Consider the following 16,496-nt stretch of genomic DNA (forward strand, 5'->3'; position numbering starts at 1 on the left):
GGGGCCTCGATCGCTGGTCAGGGCCCTGGACGGAGGCACCGCCGCCGTGAAATCGATTACCCGACCCGTGTCGAAGGGGAGGTGCCCGGTAGCACCAGCCGTGGTCGGTCCCGTTCGCCGGGCCGGTGCGCCGCCGTCCGTCCGTGCTCTTTCGGTAACAGCCCTTCTGCTGTGCACCAAGAGATCCACTTCAACACCTTCAGCTGAGCAAAGGGGCTCTTCCGTTGGCCAGAAAGATCATTCTCGACTGCGACCCCGGGCACGACGACGCCATCGCCATGCTCCTGGCGCACGGCAATCCCGACATCGACCTGGTCGCCGTGACGACCGTGGTCGGGAACCAGACCCTGGAGAAGGTCACCCGTAACGCGCTGTCCGTCGCCCGCATCGCCGGCATCACCGGCGTGCCGTTCGCGGCCGGCTGCCCCCGGCCCCTCGTACGGACCATCGAGAACGCACCGGAGATCCACGGCGACACCGGCCTGGACGGCCCGGACCTGCCCGAGCCGAATATCGAGCTCGACCGCCGGCACGCCGTCGACCTCATCATCGACACGGTGATGTCGCACGAGCCGGGCGAGATCACCATCGTCCCCACCGCGGGCCTGACGAACATCGCGATGGCCGTGCGCAAGGAGCCCCGGATCGCCGAGCGCGTCCGCGAGGTCGTGCTGATGGGCGGCGGCTACCACGAGGGCAACTGGAGCGCGGTCGCCGAGTTCAACATCGTCATCGACCCGCACGCCGCGCACATCGTCTTCAACGAGCGCTGGCCCGTCACCATGGTCGGCCTGGACCTCACCCACCAGGCGCTGGCCACCCCCGAGGTCACCAAGAAGATCGCCGACGTCGGCACCAAGCCCGCCCGGTTCGTCCTGGAACTGCTGGACTTCTTCCGCGACGCCTACCGGGAGAACCAGGGCTTCGAGTACCCGCCGGTGCACGACCCCTGCGCCGTCGCGTACGTCATCGACCCGGACGTGATGACCGTCCGCAAGGCCCCGGTGGACATCGAGCTGACCGGCGGTCTGACGATGGGCATGACGGTCACCGACTTCCGCTGGCCGCTCCCCGAGGACTGCCGCACCCAGGTCGCCGTCCAGCTCGACCACGAACGGTTCTGGAACCTGGTGGTGGACGCCCTCGAACGCATCGGTGACGTCCGGGCATGAGCGCACCGCACACCGCACGGGCCGCCGAAACGTCCGGCCCGGGGCGCACCGTACGGGTCGGCGTGCTGGTCACGGCGCTGCTGACGGCCTGTATCGCCTTCCAGCTCAACGCCAGCATGCTCAGCCCCGCGCTGAAGAACATCGAGGACAGCCTCGGCGCCACCTCCGCCGAGATCGGGCTGACCCAGACCGCGTTCTTCACCTCGGCGGCGCTGTTCTCGCTGTTCCTGCCCCGGCTCGGGGACATCGTCGGCCGCCGCAAGGTGCTCGCCGGGATGATGGCCCTGATGGTCGTCGGCTGTGTCGTCGCGGCGCTGGCGCAGAGCGTGCCGATGCTGTTCGCCGGCCGCATCATCCAGGGCGTCTCGGGCCCGACCGTACCGCTGTGCCTGATCATGCTGCGGGTCGAGGTCACCGAGCCCAAGCGGTACGGCACCCTGCTCGGCGTGATCACCGCGGTCAACGGCGGCATCGCCGGCGTCGACTCGCTCGCCGGCGGCTACCTCGCCGACCGGCACGGCTTCGCGGCGGTCTTCTGGGCGATGGCCGTCGTCGCCGCGATCGCCACCGCCCTCGTCGCCACCATGGCCCCCGAGTCCAAGGTGCCCGACAGCCACCGCATGGACTGGCCGGGCGTCGTGCTGCTGGTGATCTCCGTCGGCTCGCTGCTCGTCGCGCTCAACGAGGCGGGCAAGCTGGCCGCCGCCAACTGGCCGCTGATCGCGGTCCTGGTGGTCGTGGCCGCGGCCGCGTTCTGGCTGTTCTGGCGCACCGAGGACCGCTCCGGGCATCCCCTGGTCGCCACCAGGCACCTGCGGCAGCGCTCGACCTGGGCGACGCTGCTGACCACGATGCTGACGATGACCGGCGTGTTCGCCGTCATGAACGGGCTCATCCCGGCGTTCGCGCAGGACGCCCAGGCCGGGCTCGGCATGTCGGCCGAGCAGTCCGCGTGGTGGACGCTGACCCCGTACGCCATCGCCGGGCTCGCGATGGGCCCGCTCGCCGGCCGGCTGGCGGCCACCTTCGGGTACGGCCGGGTGCTGCGCCTGGGGCTGATCGGGGCGGCGGCGACCGTCGTGCTGATGATCGTCACGCTCTCCGCCCACTCCCGGGGGCTGCTGCTCGCGGCCTCCATCCTGGTGGGCATCACGTACGCGGGCGTGGCGAACATCGTCCTCAACGGACTCGGCATCGTCCTGTCGCCGAAGGAGAACCCGGGCTTCCTGCCCGGCCTGAACGCCGGTGCCTTCAATCTCGGCTCCGGCCTCAGCTTCGCCGTCCTGTACGCGGTCAAGACCGCCGCCCCGGCCGACGATCCGACGTCCGCCTCGGGCTACACCGCGGGAATGATCGCGGGCGTGATCATCATGGCGGTGGCCGTGGCGACCTCGTTCCTGATCCCGAAGCCGGTGGAAGCCGAAGCGCACGAGTGACCGGCGCCGAGCGCGCGTACCGTACGGCCCGGCCCCTTCTCGTACGAGGAGGGGGGCCGGGCCGTCGTACGTCAGCTCGCAGTGGCCCTGGAGGCGATCCGTCCGAGGAGGGCGGCCAGTTCGGCGGGTGCGGAGAGGAAGGCGGAGTGGCCGGTGCCGAGCCATTCGACGTGGGCGGCGTTCGCGGACATCTTCGTCTGCATCGCGGGCCGCAGCGCCTGGTCGCCCTCGCAGACGACGTACGTGGCAGGAACGGTCCGCCACGCCGCGCGCGTCACCGGTTCCTGGAACGACCGCCGGCTCTGCTCGACGAGTTCACCGACGGCCCGCTCGGCCAGGTCGTCGGGCACATCCGTGTACAGCGACGTACGCGGATCCTCGAAGATGGGCGGCTGCACACCGTCGAGGTCCACGGGCTTGGACGGCTCGCGGCCGTGCAGACTGCCGAGCGATTCCCCCTCGGCGGGCATGTAGGCGGCGAGATAGACGAGGTGGACGACGCCCGGATGCGCGGCGGCCGCCTCGGTGACGGGGATGCCGCCGTACGAATGGCCGACGACGACCACCGGCCCGTCGATCTCGCGCAGCCGCGCGGATATCGCCTCGGCGTCGTCGTACACACCGGCGGCAGGCGTGCCCTGCGGACCGGAACTGGGCAGTGCGACCGTGTGGGACCGCAGGCCCTCGACGGCGAGGGCGTCCTGAAGAGGCTTCCAGCACGCGGGCCGGTGCCAGGCGCCGTGCACGAGGAGGAAGGAGGGCGGGGGAGTGGTGGGCATGTGGGCGCTCCTTGGCTTGAGAGGAAGCGGCCGGGCTCGGGGCAGGAGGAGACAGCAGAGCGCGGCCGTGGCAGAAGATCATGGAACACTACGGGGATTCCGCCGGCCGGCGATGTGGCGGTCCGCTCGGGCCGGCGAACGTCAACGGCCCGCCGGCGCTGCGTCGATCACCATGGCCATGTAGTCCAGGGCGGCCCTGCGGCGGACGAACGGGTTGCGCAGGCGGGCAGCGGCGGCGTGGGGAGTCGCGGGACGGGCGGCGGAACCATGGAGGCGCAACGCCTCGTGGATCACGGGATGCCGGTCGGCGCCGAACGTCCGCAAGGCGTAGTGGCCCGCACCGCCCTTGGACGTGATCTCCCCGGTGGCCAGTGTGTAGTGGAGCCGGGTGACACCGAGCACGCCCCAGGCGATGGCCCGGCCACCGAGCGCCCACACGCCCCTGACCGACAGCGGTTTGCCGTGCGCTTGCTGCCAGCCGCACCAGTAGGTGTCGAGGTTTTCCCGCGTCCAGTCGCGCAGGGCGGCCGCGTCCACGGCCACGTCGAACTCTCCCGGAGCGGGGCCGCGTACCGGCACGGCGTGCTTCGCGAGCACCGACCACGTCACCGGATTGACCTCGAAACCGCCGCCCGCGCGGAACCGGCCCATATGCGTGCGCGCAGCCCCGGCGCAGTCGGCGGAACTGCCCGCGAGATCGCTCCAGGTGACGTGGACTCCGTCGAAGTACGGGCGACGGTGCCGGGCGCGCGTCGCGGCATGGGCCCGCTCCAGAGCCGCCACGTCCGCCTCCGAGGGGCGGCGCCCGGAGACCGCCACGTAATCGATGTCGCTGCGCCCCGGCCGGAAATCCCCCAGCGCGACCGACCCCGTCAGATACAGCCCTTCGACCAGGCCGGGACACAGCCGGTCCGCGTGGGAGAGGAAGTCGTGCGCGACGGCTTTCACCGATGGGTGCACCGTAAGTTCCGGTTCCTTGTGCACGGTCAGCGATAGCAGTACGAATCGGACGACGCATCGCCGCCCTGCAAACGCGTCTGGTGGACGCGCAGTCCGCGGAAGTCCTCGCCGTGCGGGAAGAAACGCAGGTCGGGGGTGAGGCCGCCGTTCTCGGTGTCGGCGTCGAGTTTGGCGAGCCAGGGGTGGATGCCGTCGGGGTAGAACTGGTCGTCCCACGCGCCGTACAAGGAATTGGTGAGGTACACCCGGCGTCCGTCGCGGCTGAGTTCGACCATTTGCGGGCCGCCGGTGAGCGGCAGGCCGGGCGCCGCCGGGTGCGGCTGCCGGGCGGTGATGCCGCCGAGCCGTACGGACGCGGTCCTACGGGGGTGGGCCGGGTCGCTCACGTCGTACTGGTGGAGTTCGCCGGTGCCCCACGCCGAGACGTACAGCCAGCGGTCGTCCACCGACAGATTGATGTCGGTGACCAGCGGCGGCACCGCGCCGAACGGCTTGAGCGCCGGCGGCAGTTCGTCCTCCTTGGCGGGCTCCGCGGGAATCGTGATCACCTTGCGGGCCGTGAACCGCCCGTCGTCCTCGCGCTGCCACCGCCACACCGAGGCCGACAGGTCCGCCACGCTCACCACGACACCCGCGAAGCCCCAGGTCGCGGCCGGGTCGTGAGCAGGCCGCAGTTCCAGGACCATTTGGTGCTCGTCGCCCAGGTCGAGGCGTTGCAGGTGGCGGCCGGAATCCAGCTCCCAGAAGTGCAGCGCGTGCCCGTACGAGCGGCCGAGCAGCAACTCCGGGTCCACGCCGTTCTCGACCATCGACGGTGTGCCCCATTCGCTGGTCACGGCGATGTTGTGCTGGAGGTGCCACCAGACGTCGTAGGCCAGGCGCTGCGGGCCGCGGTCCGTCTCCCAGGCGCGCAGTACGTCGAAGGTCTCGTGGTCGAGGAGCGCCACGCCGCCCGGCCCGTCGTTGCCGTGCGCGCCGCCGAGGCAGGACAGCAGGACGCCGCCGGGGCCGCAGTGGAGGGTGTGCGGCCGTGAGTAGCCTGCTTTGTCGGCCAGTTCGGCGGGTTCGATCACCTTCACCAGGCGGGGGCGGGCCGGGTCCGGGTGGGTGTCGAAGACGTGCAGCCGGGAGGAGCGGAGTCCCGGCGTCAGTAAGTACCGCCGTTCGGGCTGGTGGTGGCCCTCATGGGCAAGGGCGCTGGAGCAGGCGTTCCAGCCGAAGTGGTGCAGTTCGTCGCCCAGTCCGGGCACGTCGGCCATGTGCAGCACCCGTCCGTAGGAACTCGATTCCGGGTCCGTGTCCACGGTGATCAGCGCGTCCGGGCGCTGTGCGGAGCGGTCGAAGCCGACAAGGTAGGCGAGCTTTTCCGGGGGAGCGGCGATGGCGTCGGCGGGGGTCCGGTAGAGGGTCGGGTCGGTGTGGCCGGAAGGGTTGGCCTGATCGGTTCGGTGGGCGTGGCCGGTGGGGTCGGTGAGAGGGGGCTGGCCGACGTGATCAGAAGTGGTCATCTTCTGGCTCTCCTTGGCTTCACGGCCGGCCTGTCGGCCCGTCGGGCGGTGCCGCGGGACACCGCGCCGGGCTGTCCGTAACAGGCGGCCGTATCGGCATTCGTACGAACCGGTGCCGGCGGGGGCGGTGTGCGCGGGCGGCCCCCCGCCGTGACGCGAGCGTCGCACAGGGCGTTTTGGCCGCCAAGGGCGCCTTGGCCTCCGGTCGGCGGGCGGCGGCTGAAACCCGTCGCTCCCGGGGCCGCGTTGTCAGACCCGTACGCGATGATCGCACGTATGGACCGGCCGGATCCGACCGGCCGGGCCACGCCATGGACGAACCATCGGCATCCGATGGGACGCGACGAGATACGGGGTAGGCAATGCGACGATTGGGCACTGCGGTGACCGCGGTCGTGCTGGCAGGCGCGGCGGTGTCGGCGACGGCGGTCACGGCGACGGCGGCGTCCGCGACGGGGGCCGCACCGGCGGCCGCGTGTGACACCGCCGGCTGGGGGAGCGCCCTGAAGTCCGCCGACGCGGACGCCCACAAGCCGCTGACGGCGATCCGGACCGGGCAGCACGACTGCTTCGACCGGATGGTCTTCGAGGTGCCGACCGCCGGCGGCAAGCCGGTCGGCTACCGGATCGGTTATGTGAAGGAGCTGCACCAGGACGGTTCCGGCGACCTCATCAAGGTCGGCGGCGGGGCGATCCTGGAGATCCGGGTGGCGGCGCCGAGCTACGACCCGGGCACGGGCAGGACGACGTACCCGGGCAAGGCCGGCAAGCCGCTGCCGGGCGTGAACATCGCGGGCTACCGCTCCTTCAAGGACACCCGGTTCGCGGCCAGCTTCGAGGGGGACACGCAGATAGGTCTGGGAGTCGCCAAGCGGCTCCCGTTCCGGGTCACCCAGCAGAACAACCAGCTCGTCGTGGATGTCGCCCACTCCTGAGCGGTGACTGCCGCCCGGTGAGCCGCTGCTGAGTGCCTGCCAGGGGCGTACCACCGCCCCTGGCAGGCGCGCCGGAGAAAAAGGCTTGCGCAACCACTACACCTGAAGCACTATGAGTGAAGTGGTTACGGCGAAGAGGTGTGCCCGTCCGCCACCGCACCGACCCTGACTGCGACGCGACCGCGCGTCACCGGCGGAAAAGAGGACCCTTTGCGCAAGCTCACCTACTTCGTGGCCTGCTCGATCGACGGCTTCATCGGCGACCCGAACGGTGACGCGTCGTCGATGATGCGGTATGTCGACGAGGAGTTCCTGGAGTTCCTGAAGACGGAATACCCGGAGACCGTCTCGGCCGAGGGCCGCCGCGTACTGGACTTCCACGACGCGCCGAACCAGAAGTTCGACACGGTGATCCAGGGGCGCGGCAGCTACCGGGTGGGACTGGACGCCGGCGTCACCAGCCCGTACGGCCACCTCCGCGAGTACGTGGCCTCCCGCGGCCTCGGCGAGTCGCCCGACCCGAACGTACACCTGATCACCGAGGACCTGGTCGGCGCCGTCCGCGCCCTCAAGGCCGAGGAGGGCGGCCTGGGCATCTGGCTCTGCGGTGGCTCACAGGTGGCCGGCGCACTGCTCGACGAGGTCGACGAGCTGGTCATCAAGACCTACCCGCAGATCTACGGCTCCGGCATGCCGATGTTCGGCACGGACTTCACGGTCACGGACTTCACGCTGGACTGGGTCCGCACGTTCGACAACGGCGTTCTGGTGCGCAAGTACGTCCGGCAGCGCTGACCCCGGCCCCCCCGGTAGCAGCCACGCCGTGGCTACCGGTACCAGTCCTCGCCGTCCGCCGCGAGGCACCGTCGCAGATAGTCGCGCAGGTCCCGGGCGGCCCACCGCCGGCTGTCGTCCTCGTGCTCCCACACGAAGACGTCCGGCCGCGGGGGAGTGCGGACGAAGGCGAACTGGTCACCGCCCCCGTTGTCGCCGAAGAACAGCAACGCGTCGAAGGGCATGTACAGCTCGGCGAGCGAGTGGTCGGACCGGAAGCGGAGGTTCTGCTCGACGATGCGCTCCAGGGGCCATACGGCATCGATCCCGTACGGCCCCACGACCCCGTCCGTCTCCCGGAGCAGCCCGGTCAGCTCGGCCGGCAGGCCGCACCCGAGGCGGTGCTCCGCGTCCGTCAGGTCACCCGGGGCCACAGGGGGCGCGAATTCGGCGTCGGGCCACGCGGCGCGGGCCGCTTCTTTCCACATCCTCGCAGCTTAGAACGGCCCCTCCGGGGCCCGGGACGACGGAGGGGAGCGCTCGCCACCCTCACGACGGCCGTGCCGCCACCACCCCCACCGTCACCAGGGCCAGCACCACCCAGGCAAACCAGAGCCAGCCACTGCTGCCCAGCGCCACGGTGTAGGCCGTCGTCACGACCAGTCCGCCCACCGTGCACGCCGCCATCGCCTTAGCGGATCCGGGCATCCCCGCAACCTCCTCACGGCGGCCCGGTGGCCCAACGCCGCGGGCCGCGGCCTTGGGGACATGGTCCCCGGCCGCGGCCCGTACCGCCAGCTGTCGTGCGTGACCCGCGGTCAGCCTTCGGTCACCTCGCGCCGCCCTGCTGGCCGCGGGCCTGGAGGGAGGCGAGGTAGGCGTTGTACGCCGCGAGCTCCTGGTCGCCGTCGCGCGCCGCCGCGCGGTCCTTGCGCTGGTTCTGGCGCTCCTCGGACTTGTACCACTGGTACAGCAGCGCCACGAGCACCAGCACCGACGGGATCTCGCTGAAGGCCCAGGCGATGCCGCCGGCCGCGCTCTGGTCGCTGAGCGCGTCGATGCCCAGGGAGGCCGGCGGGTTCTCGAACGTCTTGATCATTGTCTCGGTGCCCATCATCAGGGCGATGCCGAAGAACGCGTGGAAGGGCATGCCCGCGAACAGCTCCAGCATCCGCATCACGTAGCCGGGCCGGTGCGGACCCGGGTCCACGCCCATGATCGGCCAGAAGAAGACCAGGCCCACCGCCAGGAAGTGCACCATCATCGCGATGTGCCCGGCCCGGGACTGCATCAGGAAGTCGAAGAGCGGCGTGAAGTACAGCGCGTACAGGCTCGCGATGAACATCGGGATGGTGAACGCCGCATGGGTGATCACCCGCATGTACCGGCTGTGCAGCAGCGCCACCAGCAGCTCGCGGGGCCCCTTGCGGCCCCGGCCGGCGGCCGGCAGCGCGCGCAGCGCCAGCGTCACCGGCCCACCGAGCAGCAGCAGGATCGGCGACAGCATGCTGATCACCATGTGCTGCACCATGTGCACGCTGAACATGACCATGCCGTAGTCGTTCAGCTTGGTGCACATCACCAGCGCCACGGTCAGCACACCGATGACCCAGGCGACCGTCCGGGCCACCGGCCAGTGGTCGCCGCGCCGCCGCAGCCGCAGCACGGCCCAGCCGTACAGCCCCAGCCCCACCAGGCAGCCGATCAGGAAGAACGGGTCCCCGCCGAACTCCATGCCGCGCCCCAGCGTGAACGGCGGCAGATCCATGTTCATGCCGTGCCCGCCGTGATCCATCCGCTCGCTCCTGATTCGTACCGATACTCCGCGACCAGCCTAGAACCGCCCCCGGCCGGGGCCTCGGCCGGGGGCGGTGGAACAGGCCGCGTGGCGGCCCGCACGGAGCAGTCACGGGCCGGTCACGAAGCGGTCATGGCGGGCTACAGCACGCAGTCCACCTCGGCGTAGCGTTCCCCGGGCACGGTCTTGAGCGACTCCACTGCCTCGGCCAGCGGCACCAGCGTGATGTCCGTGCCGCGCAGCGCCGTCATCATGCCGAACGCGCCGTCGTGCGCCGCCTCCACCGCGTGCCACCCGAAGCGGGTCGCCAGCACCCGGTCGTACGCGGTCGGCGTGCCGCCCCGCTGGACGTGGCCCAGGATCACCGCGCGGGCCTCCTTGCCGAGCCGCCGCTCCAGCTCCAGGGACAGCTGCCGGGCCACCCCGGCGAACCGCTCGTGCCCGTAGATGTCGGTGCCGCCCTCGTCGAAGGCCATCGAGCCCTCGCGCGGCTTCGCGCCCTCGGCGACCACCACGATCGCGAACTTCTTGCCCGCCTCGAAACGCTCACCGACCTTGCGGGTCAGCTCCGCCACGTCGAACGGGCGCTCCGGCACCACGATGGCGTGCGCGCCCGCCGCCATCCCGGAGTGCAGCGCGATCCAGCCCGTGTGCCGGCCCATGACCTCGACGATCAGTACCCGCTGGTGCGACTCCGCGGTGGTCTTCAGGCGGTCCAGCGCGTCGGTGGCCACGCCCACCGCCGTGTCGAAGCCGAAGGTGACGTCGGTCGCGGCGATGTCGTTGTCGATCGTCTTGGGCACGCCCACGATCGGCAGGCCCGCGTCGGACAGCAGCCGGGCCGCCTTGAGCGTCCCCTCGCCGCCGATCGGGATGATCGCGTCCAGGCCCAGGTCGGCCACATGGCCGCGGGCCCGCTCCACACCGTCCCGCAGGTGTGCGGGCTGCACCCGGGACGAGCCCAGGATGGTGCCGCCGCGCGCCAGGATGCCGTTCACGGCGTCCAGGTCGAGCTTGCGGTAGTCGCACTCCAGCAGGCCCTTCCAGCCGTCCCGGAACCCGATCACCTCGTCGCCGTGGTCGGCGGTGGCTCGGTGGACGACGGAGCGGATGACGGCGTTCAGCCCGGGGCAGTCGCCCCCGGAGGTGAGCACACCAATACGCATGGTTCTCGCAGACCCTTAGCACTTCAGAGCCTGCCCGCCGGGCCCTGGCCGGGCGCGGGCACGACTCTCAGCCGGACGCCCGGACCCCGTCGTCCGGTTGGATTGCGCTCACCCTACAAGCGCGGTGGCCCTGCGCACACGTACGCCCGCAGTGCGGACACTGCGGGCGTACGGGGTGCGGCGAACCGATTAAGCGGGCTGCGTGGCCGCGGCGATGCGTTCCTGCCGCAGCGCCTCGTACCAGTGGTCGTCGGCCGGCGGCAGCGCGTTGACGTCCAGCGCCAGCTTGATCAGCAGGTCGGCGATGTGCGGGTTGCGCGCCATGACCGGGCCGTGCATGTACGTACCGAAGACGGTGTCGTTGTACGCGCCCTCGTAGCCGTCGCCGACGCCGTTGCCCTTGCCGAAGCGGACCCGGGCGAACGGGCGGGCCGTCTGCCCCAGGTGGGTCACGCCCTGGTGGTTCTCGAAACCGGTCAGCGGCGGCAGGTTCAGCTGCGGGTCGATGTCGGCCAGCACGTCACCGACGCACCGCTCGCCCTCGCCGCGCGTGCTCACCACGTCCAGCAGGCCCAGGCCCTGCTCCCGCTCCCCGAGGTCGTTGATGAACTCGTGGCCCAGGATCTGGTAGCCGGCGCACACCGAGAAGACGATCGCGCCATTGGCGACCGCGCGGTTCAGACCGCCGTCGCGGCGCAGCCGCTCGGCCGCCAGCCGCTGCGGCCGGTCCTCGCCACCGCCGATCAGGTAGATGTCGCCGGAGGTGGGGATCTGCTGGTCGGAGCGGACGTCGAGGCGCTGGACGTCCAGCCCGCGCTGGCGGGCCCGGCGCTCCACCACCAGGGCGTTGCCCTGGTCCCCGTAGGTGCTCAGCAGGTCCGGGTAGATCCACACCAGCCGCAGGCTGTTGTCACTCATGCTCGCTCGTCCTTGTCGTGAAGGTCGCTGGTTCACGTCAGTTGCCCACGCGCCTGCGGAGGTCCTGGAAGGCCGTGTAGTTGGCGATCACTTCGATACGGCCCGGAGGCGCCATCTGTACCGCCTCGTCCAGCGTGTCACAGACCCGGAAGTCCAGGTTCGCGACCTCCAGGCGGACCGCCAGGTCGAGCTTGCGGTCACCGAGCACGAAGATCGGGTGCCCGGCCAGCCGGGTGTAGTCCACGTCCCACAGCCAGGAGGTGTCCGTGCCGTCCGCGCCGCGCGCGTTCACCGACAGGATCACCGGGGTGGGCGGCGGGTCGATCAGCGAGAACGTCTCCAGCCAGCCCGCCGGGTTCTTCGCCAGCAGCAGGCGCAGATCGCGCTGCTGGAACGAGACGACGTCGTAGCGGCCGGCGACGGCCTGCACGGAGTACATCCGCTCCAGGGCCACCTGCGGGGGTACGCCGAACGCCGCGGCGACCGCCGCCGACGTGGCGGCGTTGGCCTTGTTGGCCCGGCCCGGCAGCTGGAGCCGGATCGGCCAGGCGCTGCCGTGCGGGTCGAGTACGTGGTCGCCGGACAGCGCCCAGCTCGGCGTGGGCCGCCGGAAGCCGCACTCGGCGCAGAACCAGTCGTCGCCGGGGCGCTGCATCACGCCGCCGCACGATGGGCAGGACCAGGCGTCGTCCTTCCACTCCTGGCCCGCCGCGACCCACACCACGTTCGTCGACGACGAGGCCGCCCACACGATCAGCGGGTCGTCGCAGTTGGCGATGATCAGCGCCTTGGAGCCGACCAGGCCCTCGCGCCAGCGCTCGGCCAGCATGCGCGTCTCCGCGGCCCGGTCGAGCTGGTCGCGCGAGAGGTTCAGCAGCGCTATGGCCTTGGGCGCCACGTCCCGCGCCACGCCCGCCAGGTACTTCTCGTCCACCTCGATGACGCCGAAGCGGGCGTCGGAACCGCCGGCCAGGGCGGAGGTGATGCCCGCCGGCATGTTGGCGCCGAGCGCGTTGGAGACCACCGGGCCGCTGGCCCGCAGCGCCTCCGCGATCAGCCGGGTCGTCGTCGTCTTTCCGTTGGTCGCCGACACCAGCACCACGTCCAGGTGCCGGGCGAGCCGGGCCAGCAGGTCGGGGTCGAGCCGGAGCGCCACCTTGCCGCCGATCACCGATCCGCTGCCGCGCCCCGCCGCGCGCGACACCGCCGCCGCGGCTTTGCCCGCCGTCACGGCCAGCTTGGCCCGCGGCGACAGCGGCTCCGTGTTGCCTGCCATCGTCCTTGATCCTCCTTGCATCCGGCGCCCTCCCGCCCTTGGGGCTGCCGGTGGAACGCCTCCTCCGGAGCCGATGACCGGCCGGAGGCTTCGGTCGGGGATCAGCCTATCGAGATCCGGCGGCGGCCCCGAATCCCGCTACCCGTGCCGCGACCCCGGCACCGTGCGACGACCTGCGACGTCGCACGTTCCAGAACGTACGCTTACCCGCATGCGTTCCCGCTCGATCCCCGGCAGCTCCGGCCGCCCGCGTCCCTTGCGCCTCCTCGGCGACCCGGCCCTGACCGGCGCCTGCGAGGAGGTCACCGCCTTCGACGCCGGCCTCGCCGAACTCGTCGAGGACATGTTCGCGACGATGTACGCGGCCCGCGGTGTCGGCCTGGCGGCCAACCAGATCGGGGTGCCGCTGCGGGTGTTCGTCTACGACTGCCCGGACGACGAGGACCGCCGGCACCTCGGACACCTCGTCAACCCGCGGCTGGTGGAGGCCGACGGCGTCGTCGTACGCGGTCCCGAGGGCTGTCTGTCGGTGCCCGGCATCGAGGCCGGTACGCCGCGTCACGACCATGCGGTGGTGGAGGGGTTCAGTGTGACGGGCGAGCCGCGCACCGTCTCCGGCACCGGCTTCTTCGCCCGCTGCCTCCAGCACGAGTGCGACCACCTGGCGGGCGGTCTCTACCTCGACCACCTCACCGGTCTGCGCCGCCGCCGTGCCCTGCGGGCGGCGGCCCGGGCGCCGTGGGCGGGGGAGCGGGCGGCGGAGGCTTAGCGGGGCGGCGACCGGGCCGTACGGTGACCGGCTCGCGGAAACCGTCCGTCCTCAGAACCCCGGCCCGCCCAGCCGGTCCCCGGCCGCCGCCAGCCGTCCCCACAGCAGGTCGGCCAGGTGCTGGACCAACTGCGCCCGCGAGCACGGGCGTTCGCGCAGCCACCAGTCGCCGGCCGCGTGCATCATGCCGACGATGCCGTGGCCCCAGACGCGGGCCAGCTCCTCGCCGCCCGGTCCCAGGTCCAGCCGCTCGCCTATGACCTCGGCCAGTTCCTCGCCGAGCCGGCGCAGCAGCGGCGCGGAGTGCCGGCCGACGTCGAAGCCGGTGTCCTTGTCGGCCCCCGGTTTCTCGTCCGGTTTCTCTTCGGCGGGGTGCATCAGGAACCGGTAGACCTGCGGACGGGTCTCGATCGCCGTCAGGTACGTGTCGAGCGTCGCCTCCACGCGGTCCCGGCGCGGTACGGGGGAGTCCAGCGCGGCCCGCAGCCCGTCCAGCAGGGCGTCGGTGTGCCGTACCGCCAAGGCCCGATAGAGGCCGCCCTTGTCGCCGAAGTGCCGGTAGAGGATCGGCTTGGTGATGCCGGCCTCCGCCGCGATGGCGTTCATCGAGGCGTCCGGGCCGTCGCGCAGCACCACCCGGTCGGCGGCCTCCAGCAGTTCGCGGCGCCGGCGCTCGGTCGCCGTCTGCTGCCGCCGGGCCGGGTCCGGCGGGGCCGCCGCGGCGTCGTGCCCCGCGGCGGGCTGCTCCACCGCGGTGGCCCGCTGCCGGCCGTTGTACTGCGTGTTCTCCATGTCCCACTCCCCGCCCTGTGAATCCGTGACGCTCGCGCAACGTAACACCCTCACCGCGGGGTGAATGCGCGGCTGGGGGAGTTGACATCCCTTACTGACGGGTAACAGACTCGTGTTACCGCAAGTAACATTCCTGGGTCCGCACCCGGGAACGCAGCGCTGGAGGGGTCATGGCCGAGTTCACCATGGAGCTGAGCGACGAGCAGAAGGAGGTCCGGGACTGGATCCACGGCTTCGCCGCCGACGTGATGCGCCCCGCGGCCGCCGAGTGGGACGAGCGCGAGGAGACCCCCTGGCCCGTCATCCAGGAAGCGGCCAAAATCGGCCTGTACTCGCTCGACTTCTACGCCCAGCAGTTCTTCGACCCGACCGGCCTCGGCATCCCCATGGCCATGGAGGAGCTGTTCTGGGGCGACGCCGGCATCGGGCTGTCGATCGTCGGCACCGGCCTGGCCGCCGTCGGCGTGCTGGCCAACGGCACCGAGGAGCAGATCGGCACCTGGATCCCCCAGATGTACGGCGACGCCGACGACGTGAAGGTGGCCGCCTTCTGCTCCTCCGAACCGGACGCGGGCTCCGACGTGTCCGCGATGCGCACCCGCGCCGTCTACGACGAGGCCAAGGACGAATGGGTGCTCAACGGCACCAAGACCTGGGCGACCAACGGCGGTATCGCGAGCGTCCACGTCGTCGTCGCGGTCGTCGACCCCGACCTCGGCCCCAAGGGCCACGCCTCCTTCATCATCCCGCCGGACACCCCCGGCCTCTCCCAGGGTCAGAAGTTCAAGAAGCACGGCATCCGCGCCTCGCACACCGCCGAGGTCGTCCTGGAGGACGTACGCGTGCCCGGCCACTGCCTGCTCGGCGGCAAGGAGAAGCTGGACGAGCGGCTGGCGCGGGCGCGGGAGCGCGCGAAGAACCCCGGCGGAGAACGCGTGAAGAACGCCGCGATGGCCACCTTCGAGGCGTCCCGCCCGGCCGTCGGCGCCCAGGCCGTCGGCATCGCCCGCGCCGCGTACGAGGTGGCGCTCGACTACGCCAAGACCCGCGTCCAGTTCGGCCGCCCGATCATCGACAACCAGGGCGTCGCCTTCCAGCTGGCCGATATGCGCACCCAGATCGACGCCGCCCGCCTCCTGGTCTGGCGCGCCTCCTGGATGGCCACCACCGGCAAGCCGTTCACCTCCGCCGAGGGCTCCATGTCCAAGCTCTTCGCCGGCGAGACCGCCAAGAAGGTCACCGCCCAGGCGATGCAGATCCTCGGCGGCAACGGCTACACCCGCGAGTACCCGGTCGAGCGGATGCACAGGGACGCCGCGATTTACAGCATCTTCGAGGGCACGAGCGAGATCCAGCGGCTGGTCATCGCCAGGACGGTGGCGGGGGTGCCGATCCGGTAGGCACGGCCCGTACCGGGCACCGCCGGCCGGGAGTACCTTGGCGCCCCGTATCCGGGGCGGTGCTCGGTGCCGCGGCCGGCGGGCCGGCCGGCTTTCGCGCGGCGAAGCAGAGCGCGGAGGTGGCGGCGCGGGCTCTCGCCGAGCAGGTCGCCGGGCAGGCCCGGTACGAGCGGGAGCAATGGGTGCGTCAGGAGCAGCGCCAGGTCTACGGCGACATCAACCGCGCCTACGGCGAACTGGCCACCGCCCTCTCCGCCCTGCACGCCGCGCTCGCCGAGCGCAGGCCCGTACAGGAACTGGTCGAGCGGGTGGAGGAACGGCGGCTGCGGCTGTCGGTCGCCGTCGGTCCCACGGCCATGCCGGGGCCCGAGGAGGTTGACGACGTCGCATGTGCGCTGATCGGCGCGACCGAGGCGTTCGTGGCGGCGTACCGCGAACTGGCCGTGCTGCCGCGGGCCGACGAACCGGTGCGGCTCGACGCCGTACGGGAGCGCGTCGCGGGCCGCAGGCAGATGTGCACGCCTGCCTGAGCAACTTCTCCGCCGCCTGCCGCAACGTACTGCTGCGGCAGGGCGACAGCTGACCGGGGCATCCCCGGTCCGTCAGGCGGCCATGTCCTGCCGCGGCACCACCTTGAACACGTCGCCGTGCGCGGAGTACACCACGTGCACATCCTCACCGGCGGCGCGCAGCACCTCCACCACCGCGTCCAGCATCGGCAGCGACCGGGCGCTGCCCGCGGGCAGCTGGCGCGGTAACGACACGGCGGGCACGCGAAGCGGTTCTTCAACGACGTTCATCACAGATGTCCCC

18 protein-coding genes are annotated in these 16,496 nt (G+C 71.5%); 7 read left to right on the plus strand and 11 right to left on the minus strand.

The annotated features are described in order from the left end of the window. The first annotated feature begins 224 nt into the window (after positions 1-224). Positions 225-1,172 carry a uridine-preferring nucleoside hydrolase UriH gene (gene uriH / locus CP984_RS37625; RefSeq protein ID WP_003985168.1) on the plus strand — a complete coding sequence of 316 codons (948 nt, stop codon included), beginning with the start codon at positions 225-227 and terminating at the stop codon, positions 1,170-1,172. Next, a complete protein-coding gene (gene uriT, locus CP984_RS37630) occupies positions 1,169-2,608 on the plus strand; it encodes a uridine transporter UriT (protein WP_003985167.1) in 1,440 nt (479 codons plus the stop codon). Before uriH ends, uriT begins: the two co-directional genes overlap by 4 nt. Before the next feature lie 71 nt (positions 2,609-2,679). Here uriT and CP984_RS37635 read toward each other — a convergent pair whose 3' ends face one another. From CP984_RS37635 to CP984_RS37645, 3 genes are all read right to left on the minus strand, one after another. Continuing rightward, the gene (locus CP984_RS37635) at positions 2,680-3,387 is read right to left on the minus strand and encodes an alpha/beta hydrolase (RefSeq protein WP_003985166.1); all 708 of its coding nucleotides are present in this window, start codon (positions 3,385-3,387) and stop codon (positions 2,680-2,682) included. A gap of 141 nt (positions 3,388-3,528) precedes the next feature. Continuing rightward, on the minus strand, positions 3,529-4,347 hold the full coding sequence (locus CP984_RS37640) for a nucleotidyltransferase domain-containing protein (RefSeq protein WP_197049380.1): 819 nt from the start codon (positions 4,345-4,347) through the stop codon (positions 3,529-3,531). Positions 4,348-4,373: 26 nt separating this feature from the next. Further along, a complete protein-coding gene (locus tag CP984_RS37645; RefSeq protein WP_003985164.1) occupies positions 4,374-5,855 on the minus strand; it encodes a selenium-binding protein SBP56-related protein in 1,482 nt (493 codons plus the stop codon). 362 nt (positions 5,856-6,217) lie between these two features. Between CP984_RS37645 and CP984_RS37650 the strand changes: the two genes are divergently transcribed. Then, positions 6,218-6,790, plus strand: a complete 573-nt coding sequence (locus CP984_RS37650; RefSeq protein WP_030177629.1) for an AMIN-like domain-containing (lipo)protein — start codon at positions 6,218-6,220, stop codon at positions 6,788-6,790. A 210-nt stretch (positions 6,791-7,000) separates the two neighbouring features. Next, complete coding sequence (locus CP984_RS37655) at positions 7,001-7,585, plus strand: dihydrofolate reductase family protein (RefSeq protein ID WP_003985162.1); 585 nt, start codon at positions 7,001-7,003, stop codon at positions 7,583-7,585. Between the two features lie 32 nt (positions 7,586-7,617). Here CP984_RS37655 and CP984_RS37660 read toward each other — a convergent pair whose 3' ends face one another. The 6 genes from CP984_RS37660 to CP984_RS37680 form a co-directional block, all read right to left on the minus strand. Continuing rightward, entirely contained in the window at positions 7,618-8,052 is a 435-nt protein-coding gene (locus CP984_RS37660; RefSeq protein ID WP_003985161.1) for an SMI1/KNR4 family protein, read from the minus strand. A 61-nt stretch (positions 8,053-8,113) separates the two neighbouring features. Then, on the minus strand, positions 8,114-8,272 hold the full coding sequence (locus tag CP984_RS41650; RefSeq protein WP_003985160.1) for a hypothetical protein: 159 nt from the start codon (positions 8,270-8,272) through the stop codon (positions 8,114-8,116). Between the two features lie 121 nt (positions 8,273-8,393). Further along, positions 8,394-9,359 carry a cytochrome c oxidase assembly protein gene (locus CP984_RS37665; protein ID WP_003985159.1) on the minus strand — a complete coding sequence of 322 codons (966 nt, stop codon included), beginning with the start codon at positions 9,357-9,359 and terminating at the stop codon, positions 8,394-8,396. A 143-nt stretch (positions 9,360-9,502) separates the two neighbouring features. Then, complete coding sequence (locus tag CP984_RS37670; protein ID WP_003985158.1) at positions 9,503-10,528, minus strand: 6-phosphofructokinase; 1,026 nt, start codon at positions 10,526-10,528, stop codon at positions 9,503-9,505. A gap of 189 nt (positions 10,529-10,717) precedes the next feature. After that, positions 10,718-11,446 (minus strand): type 1 glutamine amidotransferase, encoded by a 729-nt coding sequence (locus CP984_RS37675; protein WP_003985157.1) that lies wholly within the window; start codon positions 11,444-11,446, stop codon positions 10,718-10,720. Positions 11,447-11,483: 37 nt separating this feature from the next. Continuing rightward, positions 11,484-12,722 (minus strand): MurT ligase domain-containing protein, encoded by a 1,239-nt coding sequence (locus CP984_RS37680; protein ID WP_003985156.1) that lies wholly within the window; start codon positions 12,720-12,722, stop codon positions 11,484-11,486. A gap of 211 nt (positions 12,723-12,933) precedes the next feature. Between CP984_RS37680 and def the strand changes: the two genes are divergently transcribed. After that, a complete protein-coding gene (gene def / locus CP984_RS37685; protein ID WP_003985155.1) occupies positions 12,934-13,491 on the plus strand; it encodes a peptide deformylase in 558 nt (185 codons plus the stop codon). Positions 13,492-13,542: 51 nt separating this feature from the next. On the opposite strand, the gene CP984_RS37690 is transcribed toward def, so the two are convergent. Further along, positions 13,543-14,283, minus strand: coding sequence for a TetR family transcriptional regulator (locus CP984_RS37690; protein WP_078575225.1), 741 nt, complete (start codon positions 14,281-14,283; stop codon positions 13,543-13,545). Between the two features lie 170 nt (positions 14,284-14,453). Between CP984_RS37690 and CP984_RS37695 the strand changes: the two genes are divergently transcribed. Then, positions 14,454-15,683, plus strand: a complete 1,230-nt coding sequence (locus tag CP984_RS37695) for an acyl-CoA dehydrogenase family protein (protein ID WP_003986970.1) — start codon at positions 14,454-14,456, stop codon at positions 15,681-15,683. A gap of 119 nt (positions 15,684-15,802) precedes the next feature. Beyond that, complete coding sequence (locus tag CP984_RS37700; RefSeq protein WP_129820918.1) at positions 15,803-16,213, plus strand: hypothetical protein; 411 nt, start codon at positions 15,803-15,805, stop codon at positions 16,211-16,213. Positions 16,214-16,285: 72 nt separating this feature from the next. Here CP984_RS37700 and CP984_RS37705 read toward each other — a convergent pair whose 3' ends face one another. Further along, positions 16,286-16,447 carry a hypothetical protein gene (locus tag CP984_RS37705; protein WP_226048747.1) on the minus strand — a complete coding sequence of 54 codons (162 nt, stop codon included), beginning with the start codon at positions 16,445-16,447 and terminating at the stop codon, positions 16,286-16,288. Positions 16,448-16,496: the final 49 nt, after the last annotated feature.

The organism is Streptomyces rimosus, assembly GCF_008704655.1.
Lineage (GTDB): Bacteria > Actinomycetota > Actinomycetes > Streptomycetales > Streptomycetaceae > Streptomyces > Streptomyces rimosus.